This window comes from Atopobium deltae (assembly GCF_001552785.1).
Lineage (GTDB): Bacteria > Actinomycetota > Coriobacteriia > Coriobacteriales > Atopobiaceae > Atopobium > Atopobium deltae.
Map to the genome: position 1 here is coordinate 77764 of NZ_KQ959516.1, position 11989 is coordinate 89752.

12 protein-coding genes are annotated in these 11989 nt (G+C 51.3%); 4 read left to right on the forward strand and 8 right to left on the reverse strand.

What is annotated here, in order from left to right; all coding sequences use genetic code 11:
* Positions 1 to 9 precede the first annotated feature (9 nt).
* Both HMPREF3192_RS05555 and HMPREF3192_RS05560 read right to left on the reverse strand, forming a co-directional pair.
* Positions 10 to 243, reverse strand: coding sequence for a FeoA family protein (locus tag HMPREF3192_RS05555; RefSeq protein WP_066306255.1), 234 nt, complete (start codon positions 241 to 243; stop codon positions 10 to 12).
* A 42-nt stretch (positions 244 to 285) separates the two neighbouring features.
* Positions 286 to 567, reverse strand: a complete 282-nt coding sequence (locus HMPREF3192_RS05560; protein ID WP_231723377.1) for a FeoA family protein — start codon at positions 565 to 567, stop codon at positions 286 to 288.
* 337 nt (positions 568 to 904) lie between these two features.
* On the opposite strand from HMPREF3192_RS05560, the gene HMPREF3192_RS05565 reads away from it, so the two are divergent.
* On the forward strand, positions 905 to 1705 hold the full coding sequence (locus HMPREF3192_RS05565) for a GntR family transcriptional regulator (RefSeq protein WP_066306258.1): 801 nt from the start codon (positions 905 to 907) through the stop codon (positions 1703 to 1705).
* Positions 1706 to 1764: 59 nt separating this feature from the next.
* Positions 1765 to 1911, forward strand: a complete 147-nt coding sequence (locus HMPREF3192_RS06845; protein ID WP_156422893.1) for a hypothetical protein — start codon at positions 1765 to 1767, stop codon at positions 1909 to 1911.
* A gap of 588 nt (positions 1912 to 2499) precedes the next feature.
* Here the strand turns inward: HMPREF3192_RS06845 and aspS are convergent.
* Positions 2500 to 4257 (reverse strand): aspartate--tRNA ligase, encoded by a 1758-nt coding sequence (aspS, locus tag HMPREF3192_RS05570; RefSeq protein WP_066306260.1) that lies wholly within the window; start codon positions 4255 to 4257, stop codon positions 2500 to 2502.
* A gap of 313 nt (positions 4258 to 4570) precedes the next feature.
* Between aspS and HMPREF3192_RS05575 the strand changes: the two genes are divergently transcribed.
* Entirely contained in the window at positions 4571 to 4876 is a 306-nt protein-coding gene (locus HMPREF3192_RS05575; RefSeq protein ID WP_066306262.1) for a CDP-alcohol phosphatidyltransferase, read from the forward strand.
* A gap of 279 nt (positions 4877 to 5155) precedes the next feature.
* Here the strand turns inward: HMPREF3192_RS05575 and hisS are convergent, their stop codons facing one another.
* Together hisS and HMPREF3192_RS05585 are read right to left on the reverse strand one after the other, a co-directional pair.
* Positions 5156 to 6466 carry a histidine--tRNA ligase gene (gene hisS, locus HMPREF3192_RS05580; RefSeq protein WP_066306265.1) on the reverse strand — a complete coding sequence of 437 codons (1311 nt, stop codon included), beginning with the start codon at positions 6464 to 6466 and terminating at the stop codon, positions 5156 to 5158.
* Between the two features lie 46 nt (positions 6467 to 6512).
* Entirely contained in the window at positions 6513 to 7466 is a 954-nt protein-coding gene (locus tag HMPREF3192_RS05585; protein ID WP_066306268.1) for a LysR family transcriptional regulator, read from the reverse strand.
* A gap of 451 nt (positions 7467 to 7917) precedes the next feature.
* Between HMPREF3192_RS05585 and HMPREF3192_RS05590 the strand changes: the two genes are divergently transcribed.
* Positions 7918 to 9297 carry a Na+/H+ antiporter NhaC family protein gene (locus HMPREF3192_RS05590; protein ID WP_066306270.1) on the forward strand — a complete coding sequence of 460 codons (1380 nt, stop codon included), beginning with the start codon at positions 7918 to 7920 and terminating at the stop codon, positions 9295 to 9297.
* 178 nt (positions 9298 to 9475) lie between these two features.
* On the opposite strand, the gene HMPREF3192_RS05595 is transcribed toward HMPREF3192_RS05590, so the two are convergent.
* The 3 genes from HMPREF3192_RS05595 to HMPREF3192_RS05605 form a co-directional block, all read right to left on the reverse strand.
* Complete coding sequence (locus HMPREF3192_RS05595) at positions 9476 to 10504, reverse strand: branched-chain amino acid aminotransferase (RefSeq protein WP_066306271.1); 1029 nt, start codon at positions 10502 to 10504, stop codon at positions 9476 to 9478.
* A 105-nt stretch (positions 10505 to 10609) separates the two neighbouring features.
* On the reverse strand, positions 10610 to 11230 hold the full coding sequence (locus HMPREF3192_RS05600) for a DUF47 domain-containing protein (RefSeq protein ID WP_066306273.1): 621 nt from the start codon (positions 11228 to 11230) through the stop codon (positions 10610 to 10612).
* A 50-nt stretch (positions 11231 to 11280) separates the two neighbouring features.
* Positions 11281 to 11989: inorganic phosphate transporter (locus tag HMPREF3192_RS05605; RefSeq protein ID WP_066306275.1), on the reverse strand; the 709-nt coding region annotated here is incomplete at its 5' end.

Sequence of the window (11989 nt, forward strand, 5' to 3'; positions counted from 1 at the left end):
TGATCCCTACTAGCCTTCGATATCGGTTACTTCAATTACTTGCGCCTCGTCCTTACGAAGCGAAAGCTCATAGCCACGTACCGTCACCTCAATGGGATCCCCCAAAGGTGCAACTTTATGGATCGTTACGCGTGTGCCTTTGACCAGGCCCATGTCCATAATGCGGCGCTTAATAGCACCCGTGCCAGTAAGCCGTACAACCGTACAAGACTGACCAACTTTGACATCGCGAAGCGTTGGCATGTTTCCTTCCTTTCTTCTCGCGTCGACTGTAAAACCTATAAATCAACCCACAAAAATATGGGTAGCCATGCCACAGCCAAGGGCAAAATTTGCACCTTTGACACAGACCACAACATCGCCATTCACACGAGAAACCAAGGTGACTTCTGCCCCTTCGACAAAGCCGAGTTCTGCAAGATGCTGTCTGTTTGCCTGGGATCCTGTGACGCGTACGATGTGCAGCAGTTCTCCCTCGTTGGCAAACGATAAGGGCATCTGAGAAGCAGGCATGTTCGGCGAAGGACCGTCCGTCGATGAATGGAGCGTTTGATCTTGATTGCTCATACCTCTCCAAAGGTTTTAAGTTACCCGGAGTTAACTTAAGTGAATAAATGAGCATAAATTCATATGCTGAGGCATAATCACCCACGTTAATCTCGTTTCATCATGTTAGCGCTCATAAACTTTCAAGGCAACTATGGTTAACTCATTTTTCAAAGTGCTACAGAAAAGTCTTAAAAACATCTTAACTATTGTTGGAAAGTCAACAAAGGACGTGGCAATGGGGTGTATTTGCAGTAGCTTTTGCCGTCCGCGGGTACCACTCATAAAACCTTATGTGCTTGTTATACTGAGTAATAGATTTCTCTGTATCACGTTGAGTATTCGAGCTGGAGGTCTCATGAGCGCGCTTATGCCACAAGAACATACCTCATCTCACAAGGCGCAAGCGCTACCCCCTCAGTTTGTCATTCTCAAGCGTTTTCGCAACGAGACGAGTTCGGCCTATGCCTACCGCGTGCTTGAATACAACATTTTGATGCTGCATATGCCACCTGGAGCCTGGATTCGAGAGCGCAATATTGCTGAGAAACTCAACATCTCGCGTACGCCCGTCCACGAAGCCATTGGTCTTTTGCGCGACAGACGCCTCGTAGATGTCACACCACAATCAGCCACGCATGTCTCGCGCATTGATGTGCAAACGCTGCGCCAGGGTATCTTTTTGCGCAGTGTGGTCGAACCCACCGTCATGGGCCAGCTCATCGGTAACGCCTCGCCAGATCTTCTCGCCAACCTCAGAGAAAACATCGCTGTCCAAAAGCAACTCATCAAAACCCTCGATGACGTGCATCTTTATGCGCGCGTCTCCAGCGAATTTTTGGAAATGCTTTACCGAGAAGCCCACAAAGGCTACGTCTGGGACGTGCTGTATCAAGCAACTGTGTCCCTCGAGCGCCTACGCTACATATCACTTTTACATGGCTTCATCACGCCCACGACGCACAGCTATCAGGAGTTGTATACCTTCATCGCTCTGGGCATTCAAAACACCGTCGGGCTCAACCAAACCATTCATCGAGAAATCCACGCCTACGTGCAACACCTCGACAGCGTTATGCAGCAATTTCCTGACTACTTTGTCGGAACGTCTGTTGACGATAAAACAGTCGAGGCTGCTGAACTTCGTTCTCTTTTGTAGGGCTTGCATAGGGCTTGCGGGCCTAAATCTCAGGCTCTACATCCCGATGCGTATATTTTTTGAGGCCATGCGCTGCCACGGCTGGCTTTGCGCTGGTAGACGTAGGTGAGTTGGCGGTCTTATCGGCAGGAACGACGGACAGAGTGGCAAGAGCGTCCGTAGCGGCCGTGGGTGTTGTTGAGGTCGTGGGATCAACAGTGGCTTGACCTCGGGTTTTGGCGTAAGTGGCTCTGGAATCAAACCGTTAATCGTGAAGGCCTTGATTTCTGCATTACCAAATTCGAAGACGCCCCCCTGTCCCAGCGCGGACGAAAGCGCACGCCGATGGTGCTGGGGGCGGAAGCTTTACTTCTGTGTTCATAGTTCCTCCTTTGGTATAATAAGTATTCGCTTGCATCTATCAGACGCTTACCAACAAGTGAACACGGTAAGTTGGAACAATGTACCATCCAAAAAATACTTTTGGTTATCAATAATTTCGATAACTCTGTTATGGCATACTTGCTTTTTTACACGGATTTTCTTTAGCGCGAACAAAAATATGTAATGTATCGCATAATGCTGCGAGTTTTTTGAGATTTAACTTATTATCTTAGATAAAAACTGCGGAGCGGCAGCTATATTTTTATTTAAACTGAGATTTTTATGCATCATTTACTGTATACGACGCCGAAATATAGCAGCAACAAAAAGATCCCTGACATCATATACAGATTTTGTTATCGGTATAACGATGACAGGGATGTCTTATATAAACTTTAGGGGCAAGCTCGCCAGGCGGAGTCGCGCGCACCCTACAGCAATCGCAACGACACCTCGTTAAGCTGCTTGTCCGAAACTTCGCTTGGCGCTGCACTCATCAAATCCGAACCAGAGGTCGTCTTTGGAAATGCCATGACGTCGCGAATGGAATCCGCACCAGCAAGAAGCATACACACACGATCCAGACCCAACGCAAAGCCACCCATGGGAGGAGCACCAAACTCAAGCGCTTCCATGAGGAAACCAAATTGCTCGCGGGCGGTCTTCTCGTCAAAGCCAAGCTTCTTCAAGATGCGCATTTGCAGCGCGGCATCGTGAATACGCATGCCGCCGCCGCCTGCTTCGTATCCGTCCATCACGAAGTCGTAGGTGTGCGAACCCAACGCCAACGGATCGGAGTCCAGAAGGTCGAGCTGGTCTTCTTGCGGCTGAGTAAAGGGCTGATGCTCGGCAGCGTAGGCCTGGCGATCCTCATCCCAGTGGAACAGCGGAAAATCAACCACCCACAAAAAGTCATGGCCCTCGCGGGGAACCTGCAGTTCATCAGCCATGTAATTGCGCATGCCGCCCAAAATGCTATCAGACTCAAGACGCGTGCCCACGGCGAACAACACCAGGTCGCCTGGCTGTACGTCCATCTCGCGACGAATGCCGTCCATCTCGTCATCCGACAAAAACTTAGCGATAGGACTCGTCACGCTCCCGTCAGCGCGAAACGCAATGTACGCAAGACCTTTTGCGCCAAAGCCCGCAGCAACTCCAGCGAGTTTATCAATCTGCGAGCGCGGCCAAACACCAGCACCACGCGCATTAATAGCCTTCGTGTACTGACCATCCGAAGCATAGGCGCTCGCAAAGAGCTTAAACTTCGACTGCACAAACACGTCCGTCACATCGTGTAGCTCCATGCCAAAGCGTGTGTCGGGCTTATCGATACCGTAGGTGTCCATGGCATCCCAATAGCTCATACGACGCAGAGGCGTAGGCATCGTGACGCCGACCTTGGCAAAGGCTGCCGATAAGACCGCTTCGAGTGCATCCATCACATCGTGCTCATCGACGAAGCTCATTTCGATATCAACCTGGCTAAACTCAGGCTGACGGTCAGCGCGCAAATCCTCATCGCGGAAGCATTTAGCGACTTGGTAGTAGCGCTCGATACCCCCGATCATCAGCATTTGCTTAAGGAGTTGCGGAGACTGCGGCAGCGCATAAAAATGACCAGGCTGCGTGCGGCTCGGCACCAAAAAGTCGCGAGCGCCTTCGGGCGTGGACTTAAACAGCGCAGGGGTCTCGACCTCAGTAAAGTGATTGTCATGCAGCGCCTGACGGATGGCAAAGGTAAAGTCAGAGCGCAGCTGCAGATTATGTATCATGTGCGGACGACGCAGGTCCAAATAGCGATAGCGAAGACGCAGGTCCTCGGCGGTATCGATGTCATCCTCAATGGGAAATGGCGGAGTTTTTGATGTGTTAAGTACCTCAAGCTCGCTAGCAAGCACTTCTATTTCGCCTGTTGCGAGCTTAGGGTTTGCATCGGGGCGAACGCGCACAACGCCGCTCACCTTTAGCGGCCACTCGCCGCGTACCTGCTCGGCTTTATGAAATGGCACACCATCGGCATGGTGGGGATCGACGGCAATCTGCGTAATTCCCGCGCGATCGCGCAAATCGATGAAGATAAGACCGCCGTGGTCGCGACGACGGGCGACCCATCCCGTAAGGGTTACCTGTGCGCCAATATCGCTTGTACGAAGTTGACCACAGTCGTGCGTGTGCATAGAGTACATGTATTTCCTTTCGTCTATATCACCCCGTGCCGGGGCGGGTGATGTTGTAGTAAGACGGCATGCGTTTTGTAGACAGCAAATCGTATGCGAAAGCGCACGCTTTGTTCGCAGTGCGCATAGATTTCTATACTACCAGCATTCGCACAACACGCCTACGCACACACAAAAATTTACTTCGTAGCTACCTTTGAGCCGATAAGAAAATCCGTTACCCTAAAACCCTTTGATGAGAAACAATATTAGTGGTCGATCGCGGTACGATAAACGTGTAGATCTCCCCTTAGGAGTTGTCCCCGTACAGAAAGGATCAACCATGGGAAAAAGAGCACAGGAACCCCTCGAGTTAAATTACGGCGAGCTGGTAGATTACCTGCATGCTAACCACTCCATTTACATGAAAGTCGGCAGTGCTATGTACTATCTCACCGACGCAAACTTTCAAGCGTGGAGAGCACAGGATACCAGCAAGCTTAACGAAAAGAATCATTACATTGACTGTAGCGATTTAGTTGCTTCTTTAGATGAATTTATGGCTGTCCCCTTTATCTGTGGCAATACTATTAAAGATGTCTTCGCAAGTGCAAAATTCTATGCATCAATAAAAGGCCAAAAAGAATAGTTCATATTTGAGCTCGAACCTAGGTCGCGTTTGAGCCCGCACTTAAGTGCGCGTCTGGCCCTGAACTTTGAACTTTTATTATTTACCTGAGCTTGCGTATGTATGGCGTTACAGACGGTAGAAGCACGTGTGTAACGCCATTTTTTGTAATTCGCACCATACCCGTCCATAGCAACGGAGTTACGGTGGCTTTCTCGAATCCCTTCACTAAAAAACGCAGCGCAAAAAAACAACGCACATACCTCCAGCACAACGTCTGAAGCGACGACAAGCCGCGACTTAGCAGTGCTCGCTCACAAAGGCCACAAGACCGTCGACCTCAACACAAGTCTGCTCGTGCGTCTGCATGTCGCGAACCGTATAGTAGTTATGCGCAAGCTCATCTTCACCAATAATGACGCACAGCGAAGCGCCGAGTTTATCGGCTTGCTTAAATTGACTCTTTAACGAACGGCCCTGATAGTCGGCCTCCGCACGGATGCCCGCACGACGCAACGCAAGTGTCGCATCAAAAACAGCCTGGCGCTGCGGTGCGTCCGTATAGGCTACATACACACAGGATGGCTGCGGGATTTCCAAGGGATGCCCGCAAGAAGCCAACGCCAACATAATGCGCTCAAAGCCAACCGCAAAACCAACGGCAGGCGTGGGCTTTCCGCCCGAAACCTCAACCAAACCGTCATAGCGGCCGCCGCCGCCAATGGCACCTACTGCAGCGCCAACGACATCAATTTCAAACACAGTACGTGTGTAGTAGTCCAGGCCGCGAACCAGCGTGGGATCTTCACTAAAGGCAATGCCCGCCTTGTGCAAATAGGCTTTGACCTGGTCATAATGCGAAACGCAGGCATCGCACAGATTGTCGGTCACCAAAGGCGCCTGCTGCATAATGGCATGGCAAGCTTCATTTTTGCAATCAAAGCTGCGTAAGGGGTTAATCTTTGCGCGTTCAAGGCAGTCGTCACACATCGCATCCTGGTGATCCACAATAAATTGACGGACCTTCTCGCGATATGCCGGACGGCATGCTTCGTCACCCATCGAATTAAGGGCTACATGCAACTGTGCTGGGTCAAAGCCGAGACGCTTAAAGAACTCGAGCAAAACAATAATACATTCCGAATCGGAAGCAGCATCGGACGCACCGATCCACTCAAGACCAATCTGGTGGAATTGACGCAGGCGGCCCTTTTGCGGACGCTCCCCACGAAACATCGCTTCGGCATACCAAAACTTTGCGGGAGAGGAGCCTTGGGGAACAAGGTTATTCTCGACAACTGCACGAACAACGCCAGCCGTACCCTCGGGACGCATCGCCATGCGCTGGCGCGGCTTTAAGCCATGCTCGCTTCCCGCTTCAAGCAAGGTCGAAAAGAGCGCGCCCGAAACCACACGAAACATCTCTTTGCGCACCACGTCGGTAGACTCGCCAATGCCGTGCACGAAGGTGTCGATCTGCTCGATCGCAGGAGTTTCGATCATGTCAAAGCCATAGGCACCAAAGAGCTCGCGCGCTGTATCTTGCATATGCTGCCAAGCGCGCATGTAGTCACCGTACAGATCTTCGGTTCCCTGGATTTTTTGGGCCATTGGTAAATCCCTTCCTTGCGTTTGTCTGCGTTGTACTATAGCGCAGCTATTTTGTTTTTATGTCGGGGCGCTGACGATCATTGGTATTAATCATCAATTCCTGATAAAAACTCTCGATGACACTCCACACATGATCGGACTTCATCCACGCGGCCGAAACCTTAAAGCGACCGCGGCGCGACAACTCAATCACGCACAGCCCATCGGGAGTATCGCCGTTAAATTTGACGTTGACCATTTCCTCGGGACAAAAAGCTGCTCCTACGCCACATTGCGCTAACGAGAAAAGCGTCTCGGAGTTGGTCGAATAAACCGCAACCTGGGGCCTAAAGCCTGCGAGCTCGAACTCTTGACGCGCAATTTTGCCAGGGACGTCCTTCTCGCCCAGAAGCAGATACGGACAATCCTCCAGGAGCTTTAAGCTGCCCGTGTGCTTGACTTCCTCCACGATCTGCGGCGCGCGATCACCATACAGCGAGTCAAGCAGCTGCCGCGAAATCACCAGCACGATATGCTCCTCGTACAAATCGCGCACGACAAGCTGCGGTTGCGGCATGGAAATCGTACTTACCGCCATATCGATGCGCCCCTCTTTGAGCAGATCAAGAAGCTCGGTATTCTCGCCCTCGTAAATCTTGACACGAATATCGGGGTAGCGCTTGCGATAGCTGGCAATCGTTTTGGGCATGATTAGGTGGCCTCGGGTGCTCGCGATACCCACGGCGAGAAGACCGCGTTTATCGCCCGCGATATCGTCAAAGACGTGACGAAGGTCACGTTGCTCGTTACGAAAACGGCGCGCAAAATTTAAAAATTCGTTGCCAGAAGCGGTGAGCGTCAGCGGAATGCGCCTGTTGACGAGCTTCACGCGCAGTTCCTTTTCGAGCGAGGCAATGTGCGCCGAAAGCGTTTGCTGCGTGACATGCAGACGCTTTGCCGCGCGCGTAAAGCTCTGCTCTTCGGCAAGGGCCACAAAATATTCCATACTCTGAAAATTCATACCAACCGCCTTACCACTGAGCGTGTATCTACCGCGCGCGTTTGCCTGGCGCTTGCTGGCCTTGCCTGGCCTAGCCTGGTGCTCGCCGCGTATCTACCGCCCGCTGCGTATCTACTGCTTACCGCACATTTACCGCCGCGACGGCAACCGTTCTCCCATATTCACTATATATACAAATACAAGCGCCTGTGACAGTCCCGTGACGCGGGCTCAAATCACCCGTATAACGCCTCTACCTTTGGCCTTAGCTCGAGTTTTATACATACCAGTATTTTTTGTACTTCGTATCAATTTTAACAGTTGGACTCATAAAAGAGTAGCACGTATTTTATCTAGTGAAAGGGGTAAAACCTTTCCCGATCGTCTAAGTGATTCTTCAGCTCGCTTGAGCGATTCTTTACGCGTACTTTGTGTTCTCAACCTATCAATACCGAGGAGTTGTACTGAGCTTATGGTTGAAACTGGTGTATTACTAAGCTTTGCGGTGCTCTTGCTTACGGGCATTGTCATTGGCGCCCCGCTGGTAGCATCGCTTCTTTTGGGTCTCGTTCTCTTTTTGGGTTATGGTCTGTGGCGCAAGCACTCCCCGCAAGAACTTTTGGGTATGTCGCTGCAGGGACTTAAAACCGTCCAACACGTCCTCATCTTATTTGCCATCATTGGTATGCTTACAGCAACCTGGCGCGCAGCTGGAACCATTGCCTTTATCACGAGCTGGTCTGCCTCGTTAATGCGTCCTGCAACGCTTACCGTGGCGACCTTTTTTATTTGCTCGGCCATGTCCTTTTTGTGCGGCAGTTCCTTTGGTGCTGCAGCTACCGCAGGTGTCGCCTGCTTTACCATTGGCAAGGCGCTTGGCGCTGAGCCCGCCCTTCTCGGCGGCGCTATTCTTTCGGGCGTATTCTTTGGTGATCGCTGCTCACCGATGTCATCTTCGGCGGCCCTTATCGCCAATCTCACGCATACTGATATTGCCGAGAATATCGGCCGCATGATGCGTAGCGCCAGCATTCCTTTTGTCGCAAGTGCTTTGGTCTTTACGCTGGTTGGTCTTTCGAGCGCATCGCATGCCGCGGCGCCCGATTTTCATACCATGTTTAGCAATGCCTTCGTGCTCAACCCCATCGTGCTTATCCCTATTGTGCTAGTCCTCGGACTTGCGCTGATGCACGTCGAGGTTAAAAAGAACATGATGTTGAGCCTTCTGAGCGCACTGGTTATTTGCGTGACGCTGCAGGGTAACTCGATCCTCGATATCCCGCGCCTGCTTGTCTTTGGGTACGTATGCAAGGATCCCGAAATCGCTTCCATGGTAAACGGCGGTGGCATTATCTCGATGTTTGAGCTTACCTGCATTGTAAGCATTGCTTCCACCTACTCGGGCATCTTTAACGGAACGGGCCTTCTGAAGAACCTGCGCGATGCTATTAAAAATGTTTCGGTGCGTACCACGCCCTTTATCGGTGTTCTTCTCACCAGTATTTTGACGGCTATCATCGCCTGCGATCAGGTAGTATGCATCATGCTTACCTCGCAGTTATGCGATACCTGCGAGGGAACTGGAACGGCGCTGGCACTTGATATGGAGAATAGCAGTGCTATCATGCCTGCTCTTGTCCCTTGGTCAACCTCGGTTATTGGCATTCTTGCTTTTACAGGAGCCCCGATCACGAGCGTGCTCTTCGCTTTCTATCCGATGTTTATTCCTTTGTGGACTGTGGTGCTATCGGTATACGAGCGCAAGCACCCCAATTTTGTGGAGACCAAGCCCGCGCGCTTTATGGGCCTAAATCGTAACGACGACATTCGCCTGGTCAACGAGCTTTCTTAAAGCGGATGCGTCTTAGAGCCCACGCGTTCTGCAGATAAGCACAGCGAAGTCGCTGATGAAAAGAAGCTGGTAACCCATGGGTTACCAGCTTCTTTGTTTACTTTACTGTTACGCTTGAGCTTGAGCTTCAGGGCGTTGTTTGCACTTAGGTTTGGAGCCTTAAGGCGCCATCGCCTGTTTAAAGCGTGATACGGTGCACCCAGCCAAAGCTGTCTTTAAGCTCACCTGATTGAATGCCAAGCAGGTTTTCGCGCAGCTTACGCATAACGGGACCCACTTCTTCCATACCGTAGACGATGCTCTTATCGGCACTATCAATCTGACCAACAGGAGAAATCACCGCTGCTGTGCCGCACATACCACACTCCACAAACTGATTGAGCTCATCAAAGCGCACGGGGCGCTGCTCGACCTTCATGCCCAAGAGCTTTTGAGCGACATCGACCAGTGAACGGCGAGTAATCGAAGGCAAGATGGAATCAGTTGCCGATTGAGGAACCACCAGGGTGCCTGCCTCATTGACAAAGAGGAAGTTTGCACCGCCCGACTCCTCAACAAAGCTGCGTGTTTGCGGATCAAGATACATATTATCCGCGTACCCCAAGCTATGCGCCTGCACACTGGGATACAAACTCATAGCATAGTTCAGGCCAGCCTTGATGTTACCCGTACCATGCGGTGCTGCACGATCATACTCAGATACCTGCAGCTTTACGGGTTTCATGCCGCCCTTGTAATAGGCGCCAACGGGCGTCACTAAGATGCGGAACTGATACTCATCGGCAGGCTTAACGCCAATAACGTCACCCGTTGCGACCATAAAGGGACGGACATACAGCGTCGCACCACTTCCAAAAGGAGGTACCCACGCGACGTTGGCACGCACGACTTTCTCGACAGCCTCAACGAAGCGATCCTCGGGAAAAGCGGGCATGCAAATGCGGCGCGCAGAATCAGCCATGCGGTGCGCGTTTTGATCGGGTCTGAAGCAAACAATGTCTCCGTCTTTGGTGGTATAGGCCTTAAGGCCTTCAAATACTTCCTGGCAGTAATGGAAAATACCCGCGCATTCCGATAAGGCCAAACTGTGGTCTTCAGTCAGCGCACCTTCATCCCAAGCACCATTTTTGTACCAAGAGACGTAGCTGTAGTCGGTTTTTTGGTATGAAAAACTAAGACTTGACCAGTCCAAATTCTTTTTCTGCATATACAACCCTCTATGCTCTATTGTGTACGGTTTTGTGCGGCTTCGAGCTTAACTCGTGACGAGCGCACAGCGAGTGCCCAGCGCTAGACGCGGGCACGACCTTGGTTAAGCGCTCTTCATGACTACCGAGCGTACCACACCTGCCGTGTGATCGCAGGCATCCATGCACTTCTCCATCAATTCAAACATACGAAGCCATGCCAAGGTGTAACGACCTGCCTCTTCATCGTTGAACAGACGGCGCAGTGCGTTGCGGTAAACCACGTCACCCTCGTCCTCGACATTACCGATGGCGATGGACATCTCCATAACCAAAGGATCGGTCTTGTAGTGCGGCAGGTGGTCAATCATCGTTTTGACTTCCTCAACGGCGCGCTTAGCAAGACGAGCCATCTGAGGAGCCTCTTTACGCATGTCAGCAATGTTAAACAGGTCAAAGCGCTCGCAGACGGCATTCATGTTGTCGATAATATCGTCCATCGCGAAGGCCAAGTCGGAAATATCCTCGCGCTCAAAGGGCGTGATAAACGAGGAGTAAAGTTCCTTCAAAATGCGCGAAACCTTTTGGTCGCAGCTGTGCTCGTAGACCTTCATCTGCGGAATGCGCGAGGCAGACTCGGGAAGGCTCTCGAAAATTGCGACGTACTCATCCGCGGCTTCGGAAATAGTTGCTACTAAATCCTTGAGCATCGTATAAAACTGGTCTTCTTTCTTGATGCGAGGCATGCCTGCTCCTTAAAAGTCAAATCAACCGAACAAAACGGAACCGAATCGAACTAGAACAAAATTAAAAATACTTTTGCGAGAATAAAACCAATCAATCCACAGCCAGGGAAGGTAAAGAGCCAAGCAAAGACCATCTCTTTTGCCACACCCCAGTTGACCGAACGAGGATTTTTTGCGGCACCGGCGCCCATCATGGCAGCTGAGGAGGTGTGTGTCGTCGAAACAGGAAGACCCGTAAGCGTCGCCAACAACAACGCTCCCGTAGCCGAAAGCGAAGCTGCAAAGCCCTGGTACTGCTCGAGCTTTACCATATCCATACCGACTTTTTTGATGATGCGTTTACCACCAATGGCCGTACCAATAGCCATAATGGCGGCGCACAAAATCATGAGCCACAAAGGGAACGTCGCCCCTTCCGAACTCATGCTCTGAGAAAACAAAATCGCAAGCATGGCGGTTGACATGAACTTTTGACCATCTTGTGCACCGTGCATGGTAGCCATACCAGCAGCACCAAGCACCTGCATTTTACGGAACCACTCGTTTGCCTTCACGCGATCGGCATTGCGGCAAAGCGGCGGTATTATCTTCGATAAGAACCAGCCCGAGAAAAATCCGAGTAAGGTAGAGAGCAAAAGGCCGTAGACGACCTTCACCCATTGATCAGCGTTGACGCCATCAAAGCCTCCGTGCACGGCCAAAGCCGCACCCGTCAGGCCCGCAATAAGCGCGTGACTCTCGGAAGTGGGAATACCAAAA